Below are 22,684 nucleotides of genomic sequence, written 5' to 3'. Positions count from 1 at the left end.
TGGCTGACCGCGACGCGCTCAGTAGCAGTGTTCAGCTTCGGCGCGCGCCAGGACGTTGCGTTGCTCGTCGTACAGCCAGCCCTGTGGCGTGAAGCCCAGCGAGCGCGCCTGGAACAGGTAGCGCTGGCCGGGCTGGAAGTTGTCATAGCGGATGACCAGGGTACAGCGCAGGTATTGGGTTTCGCCGAACTCGCCGAGGCCGCCGCTGCTGATTTCGAATTCGTAGCGCGCCTCGAGTTCATGCGCGCCGGGGCTGACCTGGAAATAGCGACCGTCGGGCGTGTGTTTTTCGTCCAGCCGATCGGACATGAAGATATCGCTGGGCTGGGCGCTCAGGTCGACCCAGGCCATGTCGGCTTGCGGCGCGGGCAGCGGGCCGGCGCAACCGGCCAGACCGAACACGAGAAACAGGGCAAGCGGGGCACGCATGATGAAATCCTCCGGACGACCGCCGGATCGGCAGGTGCCGCGACGGTCAGCCTCTGAGCCTGAGCCAGACGCGGCCCTATTTCAACGACTGCGTGACGCGGCAACGGTTCAGCCGCCCCTCAGCGCGTCGCGACGCCTCCGCAGCCGCGTTCGGTGGCCTTGGCCAATAGCTGGTCGTGCTGGTCATAGAGGCGCGCCCAGGGGCGGAAGCCGTAACCGCCGGCGACCAGTCGGTAGCGCGCGCCGGCATCGAAGCTGTCGTATTCCAGGGTCAGACGGCAATCGCGCTCGAGGGCCTCGCTGTCGCCACCGACATTGGCCGGGCCGACCTCGAAGCGGTAGCGCATGCCCAGCTGGTGGCTGCCAGGGGGAACCTGGAAATAACGGTGGTCATCCAGGGGCTGCTGGTCCACTGCGACGGCCTTCAAGGTGGTCGTTTCATCGCGCGGGGCCAGCTCGATCCAGGCCTGATTCGGGTCCGGCCGGGGCATCCACAGGGCGCAGCCGCCAAAGGTGGAAAGCACGAGAGCAAGGAGCAGGATTCGCATGAGTGGGTCTCCGACCGCTGGCTGGACGGTCTGGCTGCAAGAGCACGTTGCCATTGATGATTGGGTGGGCTTCGCCGTCGTTGTACGCTCAGCGCACCGACCCCTTGGGTCACGCATGCGGGTAAGCGATTTGTTGGTGTCGAAGCTGAAAACCGCCCTTGTCGACAAGCGCAGCCGGCTCTGGGTTCCGCTGCTGTTTGCCGTTGGTCTGAATGGTTGCAGCACCTATTACGGGCAATTGGCGGTCGGTCAGCTGCAGTTGTTGCGCCAACGCGAACCCATCGCGGCGATCATCGAACGCCCGCAAACCGAGCCACACCTGCGCCAACGCCTGGCCCAGGCGCTGCAGGCTAGACGCTTCGCCAGTTCCGCGTTGGGGTTGCCGGACAATGGCAGCTACACCCTCTACGCCGATATCCAGCGGCCCTACGTGGTGTGGAATCTGTTCGCCACCGAGGCCTTTTCGGTCACGCCGCTCAAGCACTGTTTTCCGATCGCCGGTTGTGTGGCCTATCGCGGCTATTACCAGCCAGGACGGGCGCGAGGGGCGGCGGCGCTGCTTGAAGCCAAGGGCTACGACACCCTGGTCGCCGGGGTGCATGCCTATTCGACCCTCGGCTGGTTCGACGATCCGCTGCTCAGCTCGATGTTGCGCTGGGACGATGAGCGCCTGGCCGGGTTGATCTTTCACGAGCTGGCGCACCAGCGTCTGTATGTGTCTGGCGACACCGCGTTCAACGAAGCCTATGCCTCCTTCGTCGAACGCGAGGGGCTGCGCCAGTGGCGCAGCAGCCAGGGCCTGCCGCCGCCCGACCAGACCGCTCGGCAACGCTATGCCGAGTTCAGCCAGCTGCTGCTCGACACCCGTGAGCGCCTGGCCGCGCTGTATGCCTCGGACTTGGACGAAGCGGCCATGCGCGCCGCCAAACAGGAAACGTTCATGCAGCTGCGCCAGCGTTACCGCCAGCTGCGAGACGGTGCCTGGCAGGGCGACGGCCGTTTCGACCGCTGGATGGCTCAGCCGCTGAACAACGCCAGCCTGGTGCCCTTCGGTCTCTACGACCGCTGGGTGCCTGCCTTCGCGGCGCTGTTCGACCAGGTCGGTGGCGACTGGCAGCGTTTCCATACCCAGGTCGAGGCGCTGGGGCAGCTGCCCGCCGACGAGCGGACACGTCAGCTCGAAGCGCTCCGCTGAAAGGTCACACCGCTTCGCTTCATGGCAGGCCGGTCGCGGCGTGGCGGCACTTTATCGCTAAGCGGTTCGGCGCCTGATCGACGAGGTTGGCGGCTGCCGCTTGTCGTCTCCCTGCGCGTTCGCGCTCGAAGCGATGGAATTCTTTTCGCCGTGCCTCCGTCCATTTTCTAGACCGTCAGCTCAGCTGGCCCGTGATTTTGGCCGTATGAACCCGTACGCCTAGCCAAGACAAGCCGTTCAAACGGAGGCTCCATGGATAACCTATCCGGCATCCTTGACAACAAGGGCACGCCCCTCGAAAAGCAAACGTTCACCTGGAAAGAGATGGCGGGCAAGCCGATCAGCAAGCTCGACGATGACGCGTTTACCCGTGTGCGGATCATCCTGATGAACGGGATCGAAACCGATGCGCTGCGCCTCAAGCACGGCATTGCGCGGATCACCGGCCAGCTACGTGGTCCGCTCGCCGAGATCCGTCGCGTCGAGCAGCATCAGGCGACCATGGTCAATTGGCTGATCTCGGCTGACCACTCACCGCTGGAAACCACCGTCGCCTATGAGCAGGTCGCCATCGAGGTGACTGCGGCGGTTGCGCAGACCGAGCCCGATCCTTACCAGGCGCAGACCTATCGCTTCGGCCTGCTGGAAGACTTCGATCACCTATACCGCTATTCGGCGATGCTCGATCGTCTCGAAGGCAAGGATGCGAACAACATCCTGCAGGGTTATACCGACATCGTGCCGGGTCGGCAGACGTCCGAACATCATCGTCATCCGGACAACGATCTACGCGAAAGCTACGAGAAAGAGCAGGCCGCACTGATCACCAAGATCCATGCGGCGATGATCACCGCAGCCGAATTCCAGACCCACGACTACTACATGAACATCGGCCCGCTGTTCGCCGATCCGCTGGCCCGTCAGCTGTATGCCGAGATCGCTTCGGTCGAAGAGCAGCACGTGACCCAGTACGGTTCGCTGGCCGACCCGCAGGAATCTTTCATGGAGAAGTGGCTGGTGCACGAGGCGATGGAAGTCTACGCCTACGCCAGCTGCGCCGAGCAGGAAACCAACCCGCGCATCAAGGCGATGTGGGAGCGCTTCCTCGATTACGAGCTGGGCCATCTGAACGTTGCCTGCGAGCACTTCAAGAACATCGAGCGCCGCGATCCGGCGGAAATCCTCGGCGGACCCTTGCCGAAAATGATCGAGTTCAAGAGCCAGCGCGAATTCGTCCGTCAGGTCCTCGCCGCCGAGGTCAACCTGCGCACCCACGGCACCCAATACGTCGACAAGAGCCAGGAGCCGCAAAACTCCCTGGATTACCGCGCCCAGCTCAATTCCGAAGGCATCGCGTCGAACATCGTCTCGGCCGGTTACCAGTGGGCGCCGGGCGGCGAACTCATGCAGATGCGCAAGGTTTCCTGAGGAGAGAAAGGACATGGCTAATTCAGCAAAACTGGGCACCAATTTCACTGGCGTGCAGATGTCACCGAAGGACACCAAGCGCCTGCTCGACGCCGTCAACGAGATCCATCCGGACGTGCCGGGCGATTCCAAGGGCTTGATGATGGAACGTGCCACCCGTGCCGAAGAGGCCGATCGCATCGGCTCGGTTCCGGTCCCCGGTTCGGCCAAGGGCATGCTCAAGTCGACATTCGACATGGCGCTGGGCAAGAGCCCCGAGCTGCTGGTCGACAAGCTCGGCGAACGCTTGGCGTTCGAGCGTAGCGGCGTGCGCCTGTACGACGCGATGATTGCCAAGGCCAAGGCGCTCGAGGCAGGCGAATCGGAACTGGTACAGGTGCTGCAGCACATCCGCGACGAAGAATTCGAGCACATGAACATGGTCGCCGACGCCATTGAGACGCTCGGCGCCGACCCGACTGCGCAAACGCCGTGCGCCGATGTGGTCGCGGTCAAGTCAATGGGCCTCATGCAGGTGCTGACCGATCCGCGAACCAATGTTGCTCAGGGCCTCAGCGCGCTGTTGACCGCCGAACTCGAAGACAACGCCGCCTGGGAGCTGCTGATCGAGCTGGCCGACGCGGGCGGGCATCCGCGCATCGCCAAGGGCTTTCACAAGGCCAAGGACCAGGAAGACGACCATCTGGTGAAGATCAAGACGTTGATACGTCGAGACCTGGTCGCCCAGGTCAAGTAATACGCGTGCGCTTCATCCTTTTACGCGCCTTCGGGCGCGTTTTTTTTGCGCATTTGGCCGCCGGAACAGCGCGGCGGCTGTGCATCAGCGCGCTGCGACGGCGGTTGCCGGCCTGAAGAACAGCGTTTCGCCGCGCACGAGGTCCGGCAGGCTGTGGTGATCATGCGCGACTTCTGCCTCGATGGGCTGCAGCTGGCCGGCGACCCGCAGGGTGACCCGGGTGACGGCGCCAAGCGGTCGAATGTCGCGCACTTCGGCCGGTTGAAGATCGACCCCGGCGTCGCGTGACAGGTGGATCTCGTGCGGGCGGAAGAGAATCTGCTGTGCGCCGACCTGCAACTGGTTGGCGTCGCCCAGGAAGTGATAGACGAAATCGCTGGCCGGTTGGCGGTAGACCTCGGCGGGCGAGCCGATCTGCTCGATCACACCCTTGTTCATCACCACGATCCGGTCGGCGACCTCCATCGCTTCTTCCTGATCATGGGTGACGAACACGCTGGTCAAGTGCACCTCCTCGTGCAGCCGTGCCAGCCAGCGGCGCAGCTCCTTGCGCACCTTGGCATCCAGCGCGCCAAAAGGCTCGTCGAGCAGCAGCACTTTGGGCTCCACCGCCAGGGCGCGGGCCAGGGCAATGCGCTGACGCTGGCCGCCGGACAGCTGCTCGGGGTAGCGGTTGCCCAGCCAGTCGAGCTGAACCAGATCGAGCAGCTCATGGACCTTCTGCTTGATCGTCGTTTCGCTCTGGCGTACCGATTTGTGCTTCATGCGCAGGCCGAAGGCGACGTTGTCGAACACTGTCATGTGGCGGAACAGCGCGTAGTGCTGAAACACGAAACCGACGTTGCGGTCGCGCACGTCGTGGTTCGAGACGTCCTCGCCGTGGAAGCCGATGCTGCCGCTGTCCAGCTGCTCAAGGCCGGCGATGATGCGCAGCAGGGTGGTCTTGCCGCAGCCGGAAGGGCCGAGCAGGGCGACCAGTTCGCCGCTCTGGATGTTCAGGCTGATGTCGTCCAGCGCCTTGAATGCGCCGAACCGTTTGTTGACGCCTTTGACTTCGATACTCATGGCAGTGCCCTTCTGGATTCGGTTGGCGGGCCGCACGGATGCGGCGTGGTGCGATCAGTCGTCTCGATTGGCCTGCAGCTGACGGCTCAGGCGCACTTCGCTCCACTGGCGAAGCAGCAGCACGACCAGGGCCATCAGCAACAGCAGGATGGCAACGCTGAAGGCGGCGACGATGTTGTATTCGTTGTAGAGAATCTCGATGTGCAGCGGCAGCGTGTTGGTCGCACCGCGGATGTGCCCGGAGACCACCGAGACCGCGCCGAACTCGCCCATGGCGCGCGCCGTGCACAGCACCACGCCATAGACCAGCGCCCACTTCACATCGGGCAGCGTCACGTGCCAGAACATCTGCCAGCCGTTGGCGCCGAGCAGCCGAGCGGCCTCCTCTTCCGTGCTGCCCTGTTCCTCCATCAGCGGAATCAGCTCCCGGGCAACGAAGGGTACGGTGACGAACAGCGTTGCCAGGACGATGCCGGGCACCGCGTAGACGATCTGCAGGTTATGCGTGTCGAGCCAAGGCGCGAGAACGCTCTGGCTGCCGAACAGCAGGACGTAAATCAGGCCGGCGACCACCGGCGAGACCGAGAACGGCATATCGATCAGGGTCACCAGCAGGCTCTTGCCACGGAAGTCGAACTTGGCCACCGACCAAGCGGCGGCGAGGCCGAAAATCACATTGAGTGGCACCGAGATGGCGGTCGCCAGCAAGGTCAGTTGCAGCGCCGAGATCGCGTCCGGCTCGCCGATGGCGTCCCAGAAGTAGTCCAGGCCGCGGCTCAGGCCTTGGCTGAGCACCATATACAGCGGCAGCAGGAGGATCACGGCGAACACCGCCCAGGCGATGGCGATCAGGATGAAAGCGCCGGGGGAGCGGCGGGTCGAGGCGCGCACGGTGGCGCTGCCGAGGGTGGCAAGACTCATGGTGGGCTCCTCAGAGGCGCGGCTGCATGCGGCGCTGCAGCCGGTTGATCAACAGCAGCAGGATGAAAGACACCACCAGCATCAGAACGCCGATCCCGGTCGCGCCAGGGTAGTCGTACTGGTCCAGCTTGGAGACGATCAGCAGCGGCAGGATTTCAGTCTTCAGCGGGATGTTGCCGGCGATGAACACCACCGAGCCGTATTCGCCGACGCCGCGGGCAAACGCCAGTGCGAAACCGGTCAGCCAAGCGGGCAGCAGGCTTGGCAGCAGCACATGACGAAATACCTGCATCGGACGGGCACCCAGGCAAGCGGCGGCTTCTTCGACTTCCTTGGGGATGTCGGCCAGCACCGGCTGCAGGGTGCGCACCACGAAGGGCAGGGTGACGAACACCAGCGCCAGCGTGATGCCAAGCGGCGTGTAGGCGATCTTGAATGGAAACAGCGAGCCGATCAGGCCGTTGGGGGCGTACAAGGCAGTCAGGGCGATACCCGCCACTGCCGTGGGCAGGGCGAAGGGCATGTCGACCATGGCATCGATGACGCGCCGCCCGGCAAAGGTGTAGCGCACCAGTACCCAGGCGATGACGATACCGAGCACGCCATTGATCAGCGCTGCCAGCAGCGCGGTGCCAAAGGAGAGCTTCAGGGAAAACAGCACCTGGCGGCTGGTGAGCAGGGCCCACCATTGATCCAGGCTCAGCTGCAGGGAGTAGACGAACATGGCGCCCAGCGGAATCAGTACCACCAGCGTCAGGTAGGTCAGGGTGTAGCCCAGGGTCAGTCCGAAGCCGGGTATGACCGGGGACGTGCGTCGAGACATAGGTCTTCCGTACTTTTGGGCAGCGTTGACGTTCAGGCCGTGTGAGGTGCCGCCGTGTGGCGGTCCCCTCACTCAGCGCTGGTTCGCGCTCGGTCAGCGTCCAGTTACTGATTGATCACTTTAAAAATCTGATCGAACACGCCACCGTCATCGAAGTATTTGGGCTGCGCTTGTTTCCAGCCGCCGAAATCCTTGTCGATGGTGACCAGCTTCAGGTCCTGGAACTGATCCTTGAATTCGGTTGCCACGCCGGCGTTGCGCGGGCGGTAGAAGTGCTTCGCGGCGATGCGCTGGCCTTCTTCGCTGTAAAGGTATTCCAGGTAGGCCTCGGCCACCTTGCGGGTGCCCTTGCGGTCGACGTTGGCGTCGACCACCGCAACGGGCGGCTCGGCGAGGATCGACAGCGAGGGGGTGACGATTTCCAACTGGTCGCCGCCTTCTTCGGCCAGCGACAGATAGGCTTCGTTTTCCCAGGCCAGCAACACGTCGCCGAGCTGGCGCTGAACGAAGCTGATGGTGGAGCCGCGGGCACCGGTATCGAGTACCGGCGCGTGGCGATACAGTTCGGTGACGAACGCCAGCGCCTGGTCTTCACTACCGTACTTTTCGCGCGCATAGGCCCAGGCGGCGAGGAAGTTCCAGCGGGCACCGCCGGAGGTTTTCGGATTGGGGGTGATGACCTCGACACCCTCCTTGATCAGGTCGTCCCAGTCCCTGATGTGCTTCGGATTACCCTTGCGCACCAGGAACACGATGGTTGAGGTGTAGGGCGTGCTGTTGTCCGGCAGACGCGCCTGCCAGTTCGGGTCGATCAAGCGCTGGTTCAGGTTCAGCGCGTCGATGTCGCCGGACAACGCCAGCGTCACCACATCGGCGCGCAGGCCGTCGATCACCGAACGGGCCTGCTTGCCCGAGCCGCCGTGGGACTGCTGAATACGCAGCGGCTCGTTGCCCTGGGCCTGCCAATGCTTGTTGAAGGCTGCGTTGAAATCGACGTAGAGCTCGCGCGTCGGGTCGTAGGACACGTTGAGCAGCTCGCTGGCGGCAAACGCCTGGCCGGCGATGAGGGTGCTGGCCAGAACGGCCAGGATGGACTTTCCGATGGACATGACGGCTCCTTCTCGCATCCGTGCGGACGCGTTGTGTATTGCTTAGGGTTTTGGGTCGGGCGGGTGCGTCAGCTACGCATTCGGCAGCGACAGCGGTGCAGCAGAAGGGCGGTCTGGGTCGGCGTGTACATGGTTGGGCTTTCCTGGCGTAGGTTCATGTCACGCCCTCCGGTGGTCCGGTCGGGGTGGGTCTTGGGTCAGGCCTGCTTGCCGGTGGGCTGCAGACGGAATTTTTCTTTTCTCTCGATCTGCACCACTTGACCGTGATGCAGGGTGATTTCGACCGAGCCAAACTTCAGATCGTGCAGCGCCGCGCGGATCTCGCGCAGCAGGGCTGCGTCGTCCGGTGCCTCCGGAGGAGGAAGCGTGTTCGTCATTCTTGGTTCCTCGACGGGTATAGGCCACAGGGTGGTGCGGCGGTTCTAACCGGAGTCGAGCGGATCATAAGGGGTGTTCGGATATGCTTTAAAATAATGTTTAAGAACATTTATATTCTTTTTAGAGATAACAGAAGCGTCTGCCTGACAATCCGTTTCTGCTAAAAAATGCATAAGCAAATAAATTCTTATTCTTTTGTTGACGGTAACGTCTTGGTTAATCTCGCTGGCACTTGACGCATCTTGGAGCCTCTCCCATGGCCAGCGACACCACTCATTACCTCATCGTGCCGGGTTGGCAGGGCTCGCCTGACCTGCATTGGCAGAGCCATTGGCAACGCACGCTGCCAAACGCCGCACGTGTCGAGCAGGCAGACTGGTGGCTGCCGCAGCGTCAGGCATGGGTGGCTGAACTCGAGCGCAGCGTTGCGTCGGTGGCGGGACCGGTGGTGTTGATCGCCCATAGCCTGGGCTGCGTCACGGTCGCGCACTGGGCTGCCAGCGCCTCGCACGACACGCTGCGCCACGTGCGTGGTGCGCTGCTGGTGGCGCCGGCGGACGTCGAGCGCGTTGGCTGCCCAGAGGCGCTGCAGAACTTTGCCCCGTTGCCGGTCGAGGCGTTGCCATTCCCCAGCGTGCTGGTGGGATCGGACAACGATGTCGCTGCCAGCGCCGAGCGTGCCCAGGCCCTCGGCCAGAGCTGGGGCAGCGAGGTGACTGTGCTACCGGGCGTCGGGCATATCAACGTGAAGTCCGGCCATCATCGGTGGGAGCAGGGCTTCGCCTTCCTCTATCGTCTGCAGACGCTGATCGAGCAACAGGCGCGGCGGCGCGCCTGACTCCGGGATGGCCGCTGCGCTGGTGCTGTCACAAGAAGGCTTCGCGCGCGGCTTTGTTGGTGCAGGTTTCAGCCGTAATGTAGCTGACGCCGTAATCATCCAGCGTCAGTTCTGCTCGGCAGCACAACCACGCGCTGGACTGAAGTTCCGGCGCAGCTCCTTGGTCGTCGTGGGGTGTACCGGCTGCAGGCGAACCCGCAGAGCTGGTTACACTCTGATTCCTGACCGACCCGATCGAGCGATGCATGAACGACCGCGTGCCACCTGCTGACCCTTCGTCTTTGCCGGCCGTGCTCGCAGGGCCCTTGCTGCGCAGATTGCAGGCGGACCGCCTGGTGCTCTGGCTGGTGGTCAGTGAGCCGCTGTCGTTGCGTCTGGCGTTGCACCCCGACGGCGAGCCGATGCGATCACTGGAGCTGAACGGTAACGCCTGCCGGAGGCTGCGTATCGGTACTTCGGCTTGGCTGTGCCTGATCGATCTGCGCCTGGACGAGCCCTTGCCCGTCAACCGGTTGATCGAGTACGACCTGTTGATCCAGGCCGACGGCCATGAGCGAGGCATCGCCGACTGGGCACCACACCTGATCCACGAAGGATTCGAGCGGCCGGCATTCGTGGTCCGCTCGCGCTACGACCACCTGCTGCATGGCTCCTGCCGCAAGCCTCATCACCCCTCGACAGACGGCCTGGCCATTGTGGACTCGCTGGTGGCCCAGACCCGCCAATCTCCCGAAAGCTGGCCCGCCGCGCTGCTGATGACTGGCGACCAGATCTACGCCGACGACGTGGCCGGGCCGACCTTGGTCGCCATTCATGCGCTGATCCGCCGGCTCGGGCTGTATGGCGAGTGCCTCGAGGGCGCCACTGTCGCTGATAGCGATGAACTGCTGGCGCATCCGGCCACCTATTACCGGCGCGAGCAGTTGTTGCCCGCGTTCAGATCCAACGAAGCCCTGCGCGAGCGGTTCTTCGGGGGCGTGGAAAAGCCGGTGTTCACCACGGCCAGCGCGCACAACCATCTGGTGTCGCTGGGCGAGGTGCTGGCAATGTACCTGCTGGTCTGGTCGCCGGTGCCCTGGCAGCTGATCGAGCTTGAGCAACCCACGCTGGATACCGAACTGGCCGAGCGCTGGGAGCGCGAGCTGCGCTGCATCGATGCCTTTCAGACAGGCTTGCCGCAGGTCGCAAGGGCGTTGGCACATCTGCCGTCGTTGATGATCTTCGACGACCACGACATCACCGATGACTGGAACCTCAGCGCGCGCTGGGAGCAGACCGCCTACGGCCATCCATTTTCCCGGCGGATCATCGGCAATGCCTTGCTCGGCTATCTGCTGTGCCAGGCCTGGGGCAACGCGCCGGATGCCTGCGTCACGTCATTGAGCGCGGTCGAGGCGCTGCTGGGCAGCGGCGAAGACGGGCGACTCGATTGCGCGCTGCACGATCGGGTGGTCGACGAGCTACTCGGCAGAGGCGACTGGGGCTATGTCATCCCCAGCGAGCCGGCGCTGGTGGTGCTCGACACCCGTACCCGACGCTGGCGCAGCGAGCGAAACCTGAGCCGGCCTTCCGGGTTGATGGATTGGGAAGCGCTGACGGACTTCCAGCAGGAATTGCTCGACCATCGTTCGGTGATCATCGTCTCGCCGGCGCCGATGTTCGGCGTCAAGCTGATCGAGACCGTACAACGCGTGTTCAGCTGGGCCGGGCTGTCGCTGTTGGTCGATGCGGAAAACTGGATGGCCCACCGCGGCGCGGCGCAGGTGATGCTCAATATCTTTCGCCATACCCGCACGCCGGGTAACTACGTGATCCTCTCCGGCGACGTGCATTACTCGTTCGCCTATGAAGTGCGCATTCGTGGCCGTGCCGAAGGGCCACGGTTATGGCAGATCACCAGCAGCGGCGTGAAGAACGAGTTTCCGCCGCGCTTGCTCGACCTGTTCGACCGGCTCAACCGCTGGCTGTATTCGCCGCGCTCGCCACTGAACTGGTTCACCAAGCGCCGCCGGGTGCGGGTCCAGCCGTGGCTGCCGAGCCGCAGCCGGTCTGGCGAACGTCTGTGGAACGGCTCGGGCATCGGTCGTATTCGGCTCGATGCCGAGGGCCGACCGTCGCAGGTGCAGCAGATCAACGCCGATGGGTCACCGCCTGTGAGCTTCGCTCCCGAGCGCGACCAGACGCCCTAGCCGAACGCCGCGCGCAGCTCGGGCAGCGTGGCGTAGTAATACGCTGGCGATTGCGCCTTCAGCTCGGCATGGCTGCCGAAGCCGTACCCCACCGCCGCGGCTTTCAGCCCGTTCTGGTGCGCGCCGATCAGGTCGTGTTTGCGGTCGCCGATCATCAGCGTCTGTTCCCGATCGAGCCCTTCTTCGGCAATCACATGGGCGATCAGCTCGACCTTGTTGGTGCGGGTGCCGTCCAGCTCGCTGCCATAGATCAGCTTGAAGTGGTGGTCGAAGGCGAAATGCCGGGCAATCTCGCGGGCGAACACCGACGGCTTCGAGGTCGCGACGTAGAGCGTCCGGCCTTGCCCGCGCAGGTGTTCGAGCAGCTCCAGCACGCCGTCGAACAGTAGGTTCTCGTACAGCCCGACCGTCTTGAAACGCTCACGGTAATGGCCGACGGCTTCCCAGGCCCGCGCTTCGTCGAAACCATAGAACTCCATGAATGCCTGCAGCAGCGGCGGCCCGATGAAGGGCTCGAGCTTGGTCAGGTCCGGTTCGTCGATGCCAAGCTGGGCCAGTGCATGCTGAATCGAGCGGGTGATGCCCTCGCGCGGGTCGGTGAGGGTGCCGTCGAGGTCGAAAAGAATGGTGGAGTGGTGCATGGAGGGCGGCCGGCTGCTGGGTGGGTCCACAATTGTCCCGAACCCGCGGCGTCAGGGCAAACGGTGACGGGCTCAGCTGGCCCGCGTTTGCATGTGCTGGGCAAGCGCCTGCGCGGCGGCCAGGTCCTGTTCGATCAGCGCGGCCAGCCAGTCCATGAACGCGCGCACCCGGCGCGGCAGGTTGCGCCGGTGGGCGTATAGCAGCGATGCACTCATCGGCGCCGGAACGTAGTCCGGCAGCACCATCTGCAGCTCGCCGCTTTCGAGGGCGTCGCGGACCCCGGCGAGCGGCACCTGAATCAGGCCAAAACCGCCGATGCAGGCCAGTTTGTAGCTGTCGCTGTTGTTGACCGTCACCCGGCCCTGCATCGGCAGGCACATCGGCTTGCCGTTTTCCTGGTATTCGAAGCCGGCAGAACGTGCGCCTAGCACCGGCACGTAATGGATCAGCTGGTGGTCGGCGAGGTCTGCCAACGTCTTGGGTATGCCGTACCGTTTCAGATAGGCCGGGCTGGCGCAGTTCACTAGCGGATAGCGGCCGAGCCGTCGTGCAACCAGGCCGGTGTCTGCCACCTCGCCGATGCGCAACACACAATCGAACCCCTCGCGCACCAGATCCACCAGCCGGTCGGTGGCGCTGACTTCGATCTCGATGGCCGGGTGCCGCTCGAGAAACTCGCCCAGCCGCGGCATCACCAGGCTGCGCGCCAGGGCCACCGGCAGGTCGATGCGAAGACGCCCGGTGAGCGCGCGGCTGTCACGGAACAGCGCCTCGATGTCGTCGGCCTGGTCGAGCATGTCGCGGCTGCGCTCGTACAGTAGCTGGCCGTCCTGGGTCGGCTGGACCCGCCGGGTGGTGCGCTGAAGCAGCCGGGCACCGAGGCGTTGCTCCAGCGCGCGGATCTGTTCGGAAACGGTGGAACGGGGCAGGCCGAGGTTGTCCGCCGCAGCGGTGAAGCTGGCCAGTTCATAGACCCGGACAAAGGTCCGCAGCAATTCGAGAATATTAGTCATGACGGCATCGATTGATCGGTGTGTACGAACAGTCTATCCAAGCTTCATGGATTTAACCGGACTGCCTGGAACAATACGCTGGTCCCGTCACTAACCAGTCGGGAGATCCACCATGAAACGCAAACTCGCATTGATCACCGGTGCCAGCCGCGGGCTGGGGCGTAGCGCGGCTCTGCATCTCGCCGCAGAGGGCGTCGACGTCATCGGCACCTACCACAGCAAGGCGGCTGAGGCGCAAGCGGTGGTGCACGAGATCGAAAACCGCGGCGCGCAGGCCTTGATGCTGCAGCTGGACGTGACGCAAAGCGCGAGCTTCCCGGCGTTCGCCGAGCGCTTGCGCGGTGCGCTACCGGAGCGCTTCGGCCGTTCCGATATCGATTTTCTGTTCAATAACGCGGGCGTCGGCGAGCACGTGAGCTTCGCCGACACCAGCGAGGCGCAGTTCGACCTGCTGATGAACATGCACCTCAAGGGGCCGTTCTTCCTGACCCAGACGCTGCTGCCGCTGATCGCTGACGGTGGGCGCATCCTCAACGTTTCCAGTGGTCTGGCCCGCTTTTCGCTGCCGGGCTATGCCGCCTACGCCGCGATGAAAGGCGGCATCGAAGTGCTGACCCGCTATCAGGCGCGCGAGTTGGGTGCGCGTGGCATCAGCGTCAACGTGATCGCCCCGGGTGCCATCGAAACCGACTTCGGTGGTGGCGCGGTGCGTGACAACGCCGACCTCAACGCCTTCGTCGCCAGCAACACGGCCTTGGGGCGGGTGGGGCAGGCCGATGACATCGGCCTGGCCGTGGCCGCCCTGTTCGGCGAGGGCGGACGCTGGATCAATGGCCAGCGGATCGAGGCGTCGGGCGGGATGTTTCTCTAGCGGGACGTGACCGCCGGATCGCGGGCAGAGCCCGCTCCTACAGGGGGCGTGTGTATAGGTTGGCTGCGTGCTGGCGTTGCTGGGTCGGCTTTTTGGGGGAGCGACCTTGGTCGCCAATGGGCGGCTGGAGTGGCACGGCGTGGATCCGGGGTCGCGGGCAGAGCCCGCTCCTACAGGGGGCGCGTGTATAGGTTGGCTGCGAGCGGGCGTGGCTGGGTCGGCTTTTTGGGGGAGCGACCTTGGTCGCCAATGGGCGGCTGGAGTTGCACGGCGTGGATCCGGGGTCGCGGGCAGAGCCCGCTCCTACAGGGGCGTGCGTGTAGGTTGGCTGCGTGCAGGCGTGGCTGGGTCGGCTTTTTGGGGGAGCGACGTTGGTCGCCAATGGGCGGCTGGAGTGGCTCGGCGTGGCTCCGGGATCGCGGGCAGAGCCCGCTCCTACACGGGCCTAGCAGCGCCGCGCAAGGCCATGGCGTTGTGGGCCTGCGTCGGTCGTCAGCCGTCGCAGCCCTCGGCCAGGTGCTGGTTTTTCAGCTTCACGTAGTTACCGGCCGTGTAACTGAAAAAGCTGCGCTCTTTCTCGGTCAGCGGCCGGGCCTGCTTCACCGGGCTGCCGACGTAGAGGTAACCGCTTTCCAGCGTCTTGCCCGGCGGCACCAGGCTGCCGGCGCCGATGATGACCTCGTCTTCGACCACCGCACCGTCCATCACGATCGAACCCATGCCCACCAGGATGCGGCTGCCCAGGGTGCAGCCATGCAGCGTGACCTTGTGACCGACGGTGACTTCGTCGCCGATGGTCAGCGGGAAGCCGTCCGGGTTGAACGGGCCGGCGTGGGTGATGTGCAACACGCTGCCATCCTGGATGCTGGTGCGCGCGCCGATGCGGATGCGGTGCATATCGCCACGGATCACGGTCAGTGGCCACACGGAGCTGTCTTCGCCGATTTCGATGTCGCCGATGAGCACGGCGCTGGGGTCGACGAAGACGCGTTCGCCGAGTGCGGGTGTGTGGCCCTGGAAGGTTCGGATGCTCATGCGTTTGCTCCTATAGGCGTAAGAACGGCTGGTCACTGATAGACCCGACCTTCGGCGGCGTTGCTGCCGGGACGGAAGAATTCGCCCGGCGTGGCGCCGAACTGTTCACGAAAGGCGGCGATAAACGCCGATAGGGATTCATAACCGCAGCCCAGCGCCACGTCGGTCACCCGCTCGCCACGCTCCAGCGCCGGCAAGGCGCTGAGCAGCCGCATGCGCTGGCGCCAGGCACGGAAGGTCAGGCCGGTTTCGCGCAGGAACAGCCGGCTCAGGGTCCGTTCCGAAACGCCCAGAGTGCGGCTCCAGTCGGCCAGCCCTTCCTGGGATTCCGGTTGCGCCTGCAGGCTTTTGCACAGCCGATGCAGGCGCGGCTCTGCGGGCAGGGGCAGCACCAGTTCGACCTCTGGCGCGCTTCCCAGTTGATCGAGCAGCACCTGCACCAGGCGCCCCTCCGCGCCGTCTTCGGCATAGGCTTCGGGCAGGGTGCTGAAGTGCCGGATCAGTTCGCGCAGCAGCGGGCTGACCTGCAGCACCCGGCAATGCTCGGGCGCATCGCCGGCGACAGCCCGGTCGATGTAGAGGCTGCGGATGCAGGTGTCCGGCGCGCAGAAGACCTGATGCGTCACGCCCGCCGGAATCCACACCGCGCGCAGCGGTGGTGCTATGAAGCGGCCGCTGTCGGTACGCACTTCGAGCACGCCTTCGACCGCGTGGGACAGCTGCACCCAGGGGTGGCTGTGGCGGTAGCCAAGCTTGAGGTTGGGCGGTGAGTCGAGCTGGCCATAGACCGGCCGTGGCAGCGACTTGAGCGCACCGAGGCGGGTGATCAACGCTGCTTCTTGTCCGATTGGCGACATTTCGTGCCTGCTTGGCGTTAGTCGGAAGGTGGCGCCCACGTTAAGGTCGATCCCTGTCGTCTGCAAGTCCCAAGGAATCCACATGGCCAAGCTCCGCCTGCTCTTCGATAACTTCACCCTGGCCCTGCTCGCCGTGGTTGCCATCGCCACCCTGTTCCCCTGCGAGGGGCGCGGCGCAGTGTTCTTCGAGTGGCTGACCGCCGCCGCCATTGCACTGCTGTTCTTCATGCACGGCGCCAAGCTGTCGCGCGAAGCCATCCTTGCCGGTGCCGGCCACTGGCGTCTGCACCTGTTGGTATTCGCCTGCACCTTCATCATGTTTCCGCTGCTGGGGCTGGCACTGAAACCGGTGCTGACCCCGCTGGTGGGCAACGAGCTGTACATGGGCATGCTCTACCTCTGCGCCCTGCCCGCCACGGTGCAGTCGGCTATCGCCTTTACCTCACTGGCGCGCGGCAATGTGCCCGCCGCGATCTGCAGCGCCGCGGCGTCCAGCCTGATCGGCATCTTCCTCACACCGCTGCTGGTGCTGCTGCTAATGGGCGTCGAAGGCGATAGCGGCTCGACGCTGGATTCGATCGGCAAGATCGTCCTGCAACTGCTGGTGCCCTTCATCGCCGGGCAGGTCGCGCGTCGCTGGATCGGCGCCTGGGTGACGCGCAACAAGACCTGGCTGAAAACCGTGGACCAGAGCTCGATTCTGCTGGTGGTCTACACCGCCTTCAGTGGTGCGGTTGTCGAGGGGCTCTGGCAGATCGTACCGCTTGGCCACCTGCTTGGATTGGTGGTGGCCTGCTGCCTGCTGCTGGCAATCGTGCTGTGGCTAACGGGCCTGTTGGGCAAGCTGCTGGGCTTCAACCTGGAAGACCGCATCACCATCCTCTTCGCCGGTTCGAAGAAGAGCTTGGCCACCGGCGTGCCCATGGCGCAGGTGCTGTTCGCCACCAGCGCGGTCGGCATGATCATCCTGCCGCTGATGCTGTTTCACCAGATCCAGCTGATGGTCTGCACGGTGCTCGCCCAGCGCTATGCGCAGCGGGAGGAGGAGCCCGCGCCGGGAGAGTCGCGGTGTGCACCTTAGTAATGAGGCTGCACAATGGCAGGCCCCCACAAGCTAAAGGAAGAGGTCGCCCATGGATGCTGAAAACCGGGTGCCCATAGTCATCTTCAACGCGGCCGACGAGGCCGTGGAGGTGCGGTTGGATGCCGCTCGCGATACGGTCTGGCTGAGCCAGCGTCAGATGGCCGAGCTATTTGGCAAGGATGTGCGTACCGTCAATGAGCATTTGTTGAACGTATTCGCTGAGGAAGAGTTGCTGCGTGAGGAAACTATCCGGGATTTCCGGATAGTTCGTCAGGAGGGTCGTCGAGAGGTCGCCCGATCCGTTGAGCACTACAACCTCGACGTGATCATTTCGGTCGGCTATCGAGTGAAATCCCAGCAGGCCACACGCTTCCGCCAATGGGCAACCCGCATCCTGCGTGAGCACCTGACGCAGGGCTGGACGCTCAACCAGCAACGCTTCGAAACCAACGCCCGTGAGCTGGAAGCTGCGCTGACTCTGGTGCGCAAGGCTGCACAGAGTCCCGCACTAGACACGCAGAGCGGCCGGGGCCTGGTAGATATCGTTAGCCGCTATGCACAAACATTTCTGCTGCTGCAGCGTTACGACGAGGGTTTGCTGACCGAGCCCGAAGCCCAGCCTGGCGGTACCTTGCCAAGCCCGGTCGAAGCCCGTGCAGCCTTGGAAAAGCTGAAGATCGAGTTGATGACCCGCGGGGAGGCGACGGATTTGTTCGCGCGTGATCGTGGCGATGGATTGGCCTCGTTGCTGGGCAATCTGGACCAGACGGTGTTCGGCGAACCGGCCTATCCCAGCGTGGAAGCCAAGGCCGCGCACCTGCTCTATTTCGTCATCAAGAATCATCCATTTTCCGATGGCAACAAGCGCAGCGCGGCCTTCCTGTTCGTCGATTTTCTGTACCGCAATGGCCGCCTCCTGGCGACCAATGGCGAGCCGGTCATCAATGACGTGGGGCTGGCGGCATTGACCTTGCTGGTCGCCGAGTCAGACCCGGCCAACAAGGACGTCATGATTCGCCTAGTGATGAACATGCTGGCCGCGCCGGCAGGCTGACGAGTTCCGGCACGACGCCAACCCCGTCTCGAACATAGACAGGCGCTATCGGTCAGTTCCCCAGCTGCGCGGTCGGGCATTTGTCTTTAACATGCACCGGTGATTATTCATTCAGAAGGGGCAACTGCCGTGACCGATACCAACCCGCTGCTTCGGGACTTCGACCTGCCGCCCTATTCCGAGATTCGCCCGGAACACGTCGAGCCGGCGGTCGATACCGTCCTCGGCGAGAACCGCGTCGCCTTGCAGGAGTTGCTCAGCCGCCCGGCCGAGAGCCTTGACTGGAGCACCCTGGTGGTCGGCCTCGATGAAATGAACGAGCGCCTCAGCCGCGCCTGGGGCCCGGTCAGCCACCTCAACGCGGTGCGCAACAACCCTGAATTGCGCAGCGCCTACGAGGCCTGCTTGCCGAAGCTCTCGGCCTACGCCACCGAGCTGGGCCAGAATCCCGACCTGTTCGCCGCCTACCAGGCGCTGTCGGTGAGCCCCGAGGCCGACGGCTTCGATGTGGCGCAAAAGACCATCATCGACCACGCCCTGCGTGACTTCCGCCTCTCCGGCATCGACCTGCCGCCTGCCGAGCAGCAACGTTTCGGCGCGATCCGCATGAAGCTCGCCGAGCTGGGCAGCACCTTCTCCAACCAACTGCTCGACGCGACCCAGGCCTGGACCAAGCACGTCACCGACGAAAGCCTGCTGGCCGGCATCACCGATTCGGCCAAGGCGCAGATGGCCGAAGCCGCCAAGGCCAAGGAGCTGGATGGCTGGCTGATCAGCCTGGAATTCCCCAGCTACTACGCGGTGATGACCTACGCCGACAACCGTGCGCTGCGTGAAGAGGTCTACGTCGCCTATTCCACCCGTGCCTCCGACCAGGGGCCGAATGCCGGCCAGTTCGACAATGGCCCGGTGATGGAGCAGATCCTCGACCTGCGTCAGGAGCTGGCGCAGCTGCTGGGCTTCGGCAATTACGCCGAGCTGTCGCTGGCGACCAAGATGGCCGATAGCACCGATCAGGTACTGGGTTTCCTGCGGGATCTGGCCACGCGCAGCAAGCCGTTCGCCGAGCGTGACCTGAAAGAGTTGCGCGCCTTCGCCGCGGAGCAGGGCGTCACCGATCTGCAGAGCTGGGACGTCAATTACTTCGGCGAGAAGCTGCGCCAGGCCCGCTACAGCCTGAGCCAGGAAGAACTGCGTGCGTACTTCCCGGTGGACAAGGTGCTGTCCGGCCTGTTTGCCATCGTCAAGCGCCTGTACGGTATCGAGATCCACGAGCTGGAAGGCTTCGACAGCTGGCATCCGGATGTTCGCCTGTTCGAAATCCGTGAGAAAGGCGAGCACGTCGGGCGCTTCTTCTTCGACCTTTACGCGCGGGCCAACAAGCGCGGTGGCGCCTGGATGGATGGGGCGCGCGACAAGCGCCGTACCTGCCTCGGCACGCTGCAGACGCCGGTCGCCAACCTGGTCTGCAACTTCACTCCGCCAGTGGGTGAGCGCCCGGCGCTGCTGACTCACGATGAAGTCACCACGCTGTTCCACGAGTTCGGCCATGGCCTGCACCATTTGCTGACGCAGGTCGAGCATGCCGGTGCCTCGGGCATTAATGGTGTGGCCTGGGACGCGGTCGAGCTGCCGAGCCAGTTCATGGAGAACTGGTGCTGGGAGCCCGAAGGGCTGGCGCTGATTTCCGGCCACTACCAGACCGGTGAAACCCTGCCGCAGGATCTGCTCGACAAGATGCTGGCGGCGAAGAACTTCCAGTCCGGCCTGATGATGGTGCGCCAGCTGGAGTTCTCGCTGTTCGACTTCGAGCTGCACGCCACGCACGGCGACGGCCGCAGCGTGCTGGAAGTGCTGGAGAGCATCCGCGACGAGGTCTCGGTCATGCGTCCGCCGGCCAGCAATCGCTTCCCCAACAGCTTCGCGCACATCTTCTCTGGCGGCTATGCGGCGGGCTATTACAGCTACAAGTGGGCCGAGGTGCTGTCCTCCGATGCCTTCTCGCGCTTTGAGGAAGAGGGCGTGTTCAACCCCGACACGGGCCGCGCCTTCCGCGAGGCCATCCTGGCGCGCGGCGGCTCGCAGGAGCCAATGGTGCTGTTCGTCGACTTCCGCGGTCGCGAGCCGTCGACCGACGCCTTGCTGCGCCACCTCGGCCTGACGGAGAACGTGGCATGAGCGACGCGCCCAAGGTGACCACCAAGCGCTTCATCGCCGGGGCTGTATGCCCGGCGTGCAGCGCCAGCGACAGCATCAAGATGTGGGATGTCGACGGCGTTCCGCATCGCGAGTGCGTCGAGTGCGGCTACGCCGATACCCTCAACGCCCAGGGCCAGTCGGTGCCCCTGGAATTGGGTACGCGGGTCAACCAGGCCAAGCCGAAGCCGGCCGATCCGCAGGTGCAGGCCGTGCAATTCTTTCCCAATCCGAAGTTGAAGAAAAAGTCCGACTGATCCGAAGGAGGCTCGCCATGTGGCATCTCACCTGTGGCGACCTCGCCGCGGACAGCGTCCGGCCGCTGCTGGCTGATGGCAGCGAGGTTCGCGTGCTGCGCGATGACCTGGCCGTTGGCCCGCTTGCCGGTATCGATACGCCGCCGTGTTCGGGGCGGCTGGCCTTCTGGGAGACCCTGTGGCCCGCAGCCATGACATCGCGCCCGGATTTCTCCGGCATCGCCGGCGATGCGTTGTGGCTCGAGGCGCTGTCTGGCCAGTCGCGGCCGGTCACCGTCTGGCATGGGGATAGCGCGTCCGAACAGCTGATGCTGGCGCGCGTAGCCGCGGCGCTGGAGGGAAGCTCGCTGCCCTTTTACGAAGTCGCCTGCGGCACCGGTGACAGCCGGGTCGGCGCACGCATGGCGGTTTCCATGCATACGCCCGAAGCGCTGGTGGCGCTCGACCAGCCGCAGCCTGTCGAGCCAGCCAGGGTCGCCGCGCTCGCCAGTCAGTGGCGCGCTGCCGTGGCGGAAAACGCCGCGATACGACGTTGGCTGGAGGGGCGTTTCGTCGGCGAGGACTATCGGCAAATCGACCATGAACTGACCGAAGCCTGCGGCGACGAGGACATGCCGTTGTCCCGCGCCATGGCCGGGGTCATGGCCCGCTGCGACGGTTTTTTCGCGACCGACATGTTGCTTTACTGGCGCGCCCGTGAGCTGGCGCAGCGCGGCGTCCTATGCCTGACCGATGACCACGGCGCTGGCTATGCATCGGTGCAGGTGCGTCGCGCAGCGGGTTGAGCTGGCATCCACCGCGCCTGCCTCTCGTCCAGGTCGCAACCGCAACCGAACCCCCGTGCCGGCTCAGCCGGCGATCTTTCCGCCGGCCAGTTCCGGACGCGCCGCGCGTGCGAAGCGCTGCTTGAGTTTCATTGCCGGTGACTCGATCAGGTGCCAGGACAGGATCGCCAGCAGCAGCGTTGGCGCGAGGCTGATGACGGTCAGCCCGAACACGCCAATCTCGGGGCCGAGCAGGTAAATCGTCAGTTGCTGGAACGGGAAGGCATAGATGTACATGCCGTAGGAAAAGTCGCCGTACTTGCCGAACCGGGCGATCAGCGGGATCGGTGCATAGGCGAGGTAGATCACCAGATAGGGCAGCGCTACCATGTAGACGTAGGGGCCCGCCTGGGTATGGAAGGTCAGGCCGAGGGCGGCGGCCAGCAGCACGGCTATCCAGCCGCGCCACGGCAACGCGTCGCGATAGAGGTAGATCGCCGCGCCGGTGAAGTACAGCAGCGCCAATTTGAAAAAATTAACGATGAAGAAGGATTCGATCCCGAGGCGGCCGAGCAGCCAGAAGTAGCCGACGGCGAGGCCGGCGATGGGCAGGAAGATCAGGCGAGGCCTCAGCAGTTGGGTCAAGCCGAGGGCCATCACACCGAGGTACATCATCACTTCCAGCGGCAGCGTCCACAGCGAGCCGTTGACCACGTCCGGATAGATGTTCTGGCTGAACACGCCGGGCAGTTCGAAGCGCGTCACCAGCAGGACATTTTGCAGGTAGGTCCAGGTCAGCGGAGACGCCAGGTACTCGGTGATGCTGCGGTCGGTGACCAGCGGCCCGATGATGAAGGTCGACAGCAGCACGGCCATGATCAACGCGGGAAATACCCGCAAAGCGCGCTTGATCAGGAAGCTCTTGGTGCCACTGCTGTTGAGCCACGACGAGGTGATCAGGTAGCCGCTGATCACGAAGAAGACCGCAACCGCAAATTCGCCGCCGTTCTCGTAACCGGTCAGCAGCTCGATGGGTTCATCGGGGCGACGCCCGGTCAGCGGATAGCTGTGAACGAACAGCACCAGGGTTGCCGCGAAGAATCGCAGGAAATCGAAGTTGTTCTCGCGAGCAGACGTCAGGCCGGGGCGGGCGGGCATCTCAACCTCCATGTCGATACCGGGAATTTCAAGCAGTGGGATGTTTGTCCGGCTACTGCCGAAAAAATTCCCCGGCCCGCCTGATTTTCCCGAC

The 22,684-nt window shown here is 64.2% G+C and carries 23 protein-coding genes; 11 read left to right on the top strand and 12 right to left on the bottom strand.

Annotated features, from left to right (window positions below):
- Positions 1-18 precede the first annotated feature (18 nt).
- Both KVO92_RS10475 and KVO92_RS10470 read right to left on the bottom strand, forming a co-directional pair.
- Entirely contained in the window at positions 19-429 is a 411-nt protein-coding gene (locus KVO92_RS10475; protein ID WP_217475595.1) for a hypothetical protein, read from the bottom strand.
- A 119-nt stretch (positions 430-548) separates the two neighbouring features.
- Positions 549-977 carry a hypothetical protein gene (locus KVO92_RS10470; RefSeq protein WP_217475594.1) on the bottom strand — a complete coding sequence of 143 codons (429 nt, stop codon included), beginning with the start codon at positions 975-977 and terminating at the stop codon, positions 549-551.
- A 136-nt stretch (positions 978-1,113) separates the two neighbouring features.
- On the opposite strand from KVO92_RS10470, the gene KVO92_RS10465 reads away from it, so the two are divergent.
- The 3 genes from KVO92_RS10465 (at position 1,114) to KVO92_RS10455 (ending at position 4,336) form a co-directional block, all read left to right on the top strand.
- A complete protein-coding gene (locus KVO92_RS10465; RefSeq protein ID WP_336512625.1) occupies positions 1,114-2,172 on the top strand; it encodes an aminopeptidase in 1,059 nt (352 codons plus the stop codon).
- Between the two features lie 252 nt (positions 2,173-2,424).
- Positions 2,425-3,600, top strand: coding sequence for a hypothetical protein (locus tag KVO92_RS10460; protein ID WP_217475592.1), 1,176 nt, complete (start codon positions 2,425-2,427; stop codon positions 3,598-3,600).
- Between the two features lie 13 nt (positions 3,601-3,613).
- Positions 3,614-4,336, top strand: coding sequence for a ferritin-like domain-containing protein (locus KVO92_RS10455; RefSeq protein ID WP_217475591.1), 723 nt, complete (start codon positions 3,614-3,616; stop codon positions 4,334-4,336).
- Positions 4,337-4,420: 84 nt separating this feature from the next.
- Here the strand turns inward: KVO92_RS10455 and KVO92_RS10450 are convergent, their stop codons facing one another.
- From KVO92_RS10450 to oscA, 5 genes are all read right to left on the bottom strand, one after another.
- Positions 4,421-5,401: a sulfate/molybdate ABC transporter ATP-binding protein gene (locus KVO92_RS10450; protein ID WP_217475590.1), complete on the bottom strand. Its 981-nt coding sequence runs from the start codon at positions 5,399-5,401 to the stop codon at positions 4,421-4,423.
- Between the two features lie 54 nt (positions 5,402-5,455).
- Entirely contained in the window at positions 5,456-6,322 is an 867-nt protein-coding gene (gene cysW, locus KVO92_RS10445; RefSeq protein ID WP_217475589.1) for a sulfate ABC transporter permease subunit CysW, read from the bottom strand.
- A 10-nt stretch (positions 6,323-6,332) separates the two neighbouring features.
- Positions 6,333-7,145, bottom strand: coding sequence for a sulfate ABC transporter permease subunit CysT (cysT, locus tag KVO92_RS10440; RefSeq protein WP_217475588.1), 813 nt, complete (start codon positions 7,143-7,145; stop codon positions 6,333-6,335).
- Between the two features lie 104 nt (positions 7,146-7,249).
- Positions 7,250-8,254, bottom strand: a complete 1,005-nt coding sequence (locus KVO92_RS10435; protein WP_217475587.1) for a sulfate ABC transporter substrate-binding protein — start codon at positions 8,252-8,254, stop codon at positions 7,250-7,252.
- A 197-nt stretch (positions 8,255-8,451) separates the two neighbouring features.
- A complete protein-coding gene (oscA, locus tag KVO92_RS10430) occupies positions 8,452-8,631 on the bottom strand; it encodes a sulfur starvation response protein OscA (protein ID WP_217475586.1) in 180 nt (59 codons plus the stop codon).
- 257 nt (positions 8,632-8,888) lie between these two features.
- Here oscA and KVO92_RS10425 point away from each other — a divergent pair, with 257 nt between their 5' ends.
- Positions 8,889-9,470 (top strand): alpha/beta hydrolase, encoded by a 582-nt coding sequence (locus KVO92_RS10425; RefSeq protein WP_217475585.1) that lies wholly within the window; start codon positions 8,889-8,891, stop codon positions 9,468-9,470.
- A gap of 245 nt (positions 9,471-9,715) precedes the next feature.
- Positions 9,716-11,659 (top strand): alkaline phosphatase D family protein, encoded by a 1,944-nt coding sequence (locus tag KVO92_RS10420; protein ID WP_217475584.1) that lies wholly within the window; start codon positions 9,716-9,718, stop codon positions 11,657-11,659.
- Here KVO92_RS10420 and KVO92_RS10415 read toward each other — a convergent pair.
- Both KVO92_RS10415 and KVO92_RS10410 read right to left on the bottom strand, forming a co-directional pair.
- The gene (locus tag KVO92_RS10415) at positions 11,656-12,300 is read right to left on the bottom strand and encodes an HAD family hydrolase (protein ID WP_217475583.1); all 645 of its coding nucleotides are present in this window, start codon (positions 12,298-12,300) and stop codon (positions 11,656-11,658) included. The genes KVO92_RS10420 and KVO92_RS10415 overlap by 4 nt on opposite strands.
- Before the next feature lie 72 nt (positions 12,301-12,372).
- Positions 12,373-13,314, bottom strand: a complete 942-nt coding sequence (locus tag KVO92_RS10410; RefSeq protein WP_217475582.1) for a LysR family transcriptional regulator — start codon at positions 13,312-13,314, stop codon at positions 12,373-12,375.
- A gap of 112 nt (positions 13,315-13,426) precedes the next feature.
- Between KVO92_RS10410 and KVO92_RS10405 the strand changes: the two genes are divergently transcribed.
- Positions 13,427-14,185, top strand: a complete 759-nt coding sequence (locus tag KVO92_RS10405) for an SDR family NAD(P)-dependent oxidoreductase (protein ID WP_217475581.1) — start codon at positions 13,427-13,429, stop codon at positions 14,183-14,185.
- Positions 14,186-14,677: 492 nt separating this feature from the next.
- On the opposite strand, the gene KVO92_RS10400 is transcribed toward KVO92_RS10405, so the two are convergent.
- Both KVO92_RS10400 and KVO92_RS10395 read right to left on the bottom strand, forming a co-directional pair.
- On the bottom strand, positions 14,678-15,220 hold the full coding sequence (locus KVO92_RS10400) for a gamma carbonic anhydrase family protein (RefSeq protein WP_217475580.1): 543 nt from the start codon (positions 15,218-15,220) through the stop codon (positions 14,678-14,680).
- A 32-nt stretch (positions 15,221-15,252) separates the two neighbouring features.
- Complete coding sequence (locus tag KVO92_RS10395; RefSeq protein WP_217475579.1) at positions 15,253-16,077, bottom strand: AraC family transcriptional regulator; 825 nt, start codon at positions 16,075-16,077, stop codon at positions 15,253-15,255.
- Between the two features lie 82 nt (positions 16,078-16,159).
- Here KVO92_RS10395 and KVO92_RS10390 point away from each other — a divergent pair, with 82 nt between their 5' ends.
- The 5 genes from KVO92_RS10390 to KVO92_RS10370 all read left to right on the top strand — a co-directional run bounded on the left by KVO92_RS10390 (position 16,160) and on the right by KVO92_RS10370 (position 21,453).
- Complete coding sequence (locus KVO92_RS10390) at positions 16,160-17,158, top strand: bile acid:sodium symporter family protein (RefSeq protein ID WP_217475578.1); 999 nt, start codon at positions 16,160-16,162, stop codon at positions 17,156-17,158.
- 52 nt (positions 17,159-17,210) lie between these two features.
- Positions 17,211-18,215 (top strand): virulence protein RhuM/Fic/DOC family protein, encoded by a 1,005-nt coding sequence (rhuM, locus tag KVO92_RS10385; protein WP_217475577.1) that lies wholly within the window; start codon positions 17,211-17,213, stop codon positions 18,213-18,215.
- 129 nt (positions 18,216-18,344) lie between these two features.
- On the top strand, positions 18,345-20,393 hold the full coding sequence (gene prlC, locus KVO92_RS10380) for an oligopeptidase A (RefSeq protein WP_217475576.1): 2,049 nt from the start codon (positions 18,345-18,347) through the stop codon (positions 20,391-20,393).
- Positions 20,390-20,668, top strand: a complete 279-nt coding sequence (locus KVO92_RS10375; RefSeq protein WP_217475575.1) for a YheV family putative zinc ribbon protein — start codon at positions 20,390-20,392, stop codon at positions 20,666-20,668. The genes prlC and KVO92_RS10375 overlap by 4 nt, the downstream gene beginning before the upstream one ends.
- 17 nt (positions 20,669-20,685) lie before the next feature.
- A complete protein-coding gene (locus KVO92_RS10370; protein ID WP_217475574.1) occupies positions 20,686-21,453 on the top strand; it encodes a DUF1835 domain-containing protein in 768 nt (255 codons plus the stop codon).
- 63 nt (positions 21,454-21,516) lie between these two features.
- Here KVO92_RS10370 and KVO92_RS10365 read toward each other — a convergent pair whose 3' ends face one another.
- Positions 21,517-22,590: an acyltransferase family protein gene (locus tag KVO92_RS10365; RefSeq protein ID WP_217475573.1), complete on the bottom strand. Its 1,074-nt coding sequence runs from the start codon at positions 22,588-22,590 to the stop codon at positions 21,517-21,519.
- Positions 22,591-22,684: the final 94 nt, after the last annotated feature.

The sequence above is a fragment of the Stutzerimonas stutzeri genome (genome assembly GCF_019090095.1).
GTDB lineage: Bacteria > Pseudomonadota > Gammaproteobacteria > Pseudomonadales > Pseudomonadaceae > Stutzerimonas > Stutzerimonas stutzeri_AN.
This window is presented reverse-complemented; position numbering and strand designations above follow the sequence as displayed.

Excerpts from the sequence above, each read along its gene's own strand:
- KVO92_RS10455 (WP_217475591.1), top strand. The coding sequence starts at position 3,614 with ATGGCTAATTCAGCAAAACTGGGCACCAATTTCACTGGCGTGCAGATG.
- rhuM (WP_217475577.1), top strand. The coding sequence starts at position 17,211 with ATGGATGCTGAAAACCGGGTGCCCATAGTCATCTTCAACGCGGCCGAC.
- KVO92_RS10470 (WP_217475594.1), bottom strand. The coding sequence starts at position 977 with ATGCGAATCCTGCTCCTTGCTCTCGTGCTTTCCACCTTTGGCGGCTGC.
- KVO92_RS10390 (WP_217475578.1), top strand. The coding sequence starts at position 16,160 with ATGGCCAAGCTCCGCCTGCTCTTCGATAACTTCACCCTGGCCCTGCTC.
- KVO92_RS10395 (WP_217475579.1), bottom strand. The coding sequence starts at position 16,077 with ATGTCGCCAATCGGACAAGAAGCAGCGTTGATCACCCGCCTCGGTGCG.
- KVO92_RS10460 (WP_217475592.1), top strand. The coding sequence starts at position 2,425 with ATGGATAACCTATCCGGCATCCTTGACAACAAGGGCACGCCCCTCGAA.
- cysT (WP_217475588.1), bottom strand. The coding sequence starts at position 7,145 with ATGTCTCGACGCACGTCCCCGGTCATACCCGGCTTCGGACTGACCCTG.
- oscA (WP_217475586.1), bottom strand. The coding sequence starts at position 8,631 with ATGACGAACACGCTTCCTCCTCCGGAGGCACCGGACGACGCAGCCCTG.
- KVO92_RS10475 (WP_217475595.1), bottom strand. The coding sequence starts at position 429 with ATGCGTGCCCCGCTTGCCCTGTTTCTCGTGTTCGGTCTGGCCGGTTGC.
- KVO92_RS10425 (WP_217475585.1), top strand. The coding sequence starts at position 8,889 with ATGGCCAGCGACACCACTCATTACCTCATCGTGCCGGGTTGGCAGGGC.
- KVO92_RS10435 (WP_217475587.1), bottom strand. The coding sequence starts at position 8,254 with ATGTCCATCGGAAAGTCCATCCTGGCCGTTCTGGCCAGCACCCTCATC.
- KVO92_RS10375 (WP_217475575.1), top strand. The coding sequence starts at position 20,390 with ATGAGCGACGCGCCCAAGGTGACCACCAAGCGCTTCATCGCCGGGGCT.
- cysW (WP_217475589.1), bottom strand. The coding sequence starts at position 6,322 with ATGAGTCTTGCCACCCTCGGCAGCGCCACCGTGCGCGCCTCGACCCGC.
- KVO92_RS10420 (WP_217475584.1), top strand. The coding sequence starts at position 9,716 with ATGAACGACCGCGTGCCACCTGCTGACCCTTCGTCTTTGCCGGCCGTG.
- KVO92_RS10365 (WP_217475573.1), bottom strand. The coding sequence starts at position 22,590 with ATGCCCGCCCGCCCCGGCCTGACGTCTGCTCGCGAGAACAACTTCGAT.
- KVO92_RS10370 (WP_217475574.1), top strand. The coding sequence starts at position 20,686 with ATGTGGCATCTCACCTGTGGCGACCTCGCCGCGGACAGCGTCCGGCCG.
- KVO92_RS10415 (WP_217475583.1), bottom strand. The coding sequence starts at position 12,300 with ATGCACCACTCCACCATTCTTTTCGACCTCGACGGCACCCTCACCGAC.
- KVO92_RS10400 (WP_217475580.1), bottom strand. The coding sequence starts at position 15,220 with ATGAGCATCCGAACCTTCCAGGGCCACACACCCGCACTCGGCGAACGC.
- KVO92_RS10405 (WP_217475581.1), top strand. The coding sequence starts at position 13,427 with ATGAAACGCAAACTCGCATTGATCACCGGTGCCAGCCGCGGGCTGGGG.
- KVO92_RS10450 (WP_217475590.1), bottom strand. The coding sequence starts at position 5,401 with ATGAGTATCGAAGTCAAAGGCGTCAACAAACGGTTCGGCGCATTCAAG.
- KVO92_RS10410 (WP_217475582.1), bottom strand. The coding sequence starts at position 13,314 with ATGACTAATATTCTCGAATTGCTGCGGACCTTTGTCCGGGTCTATGAA.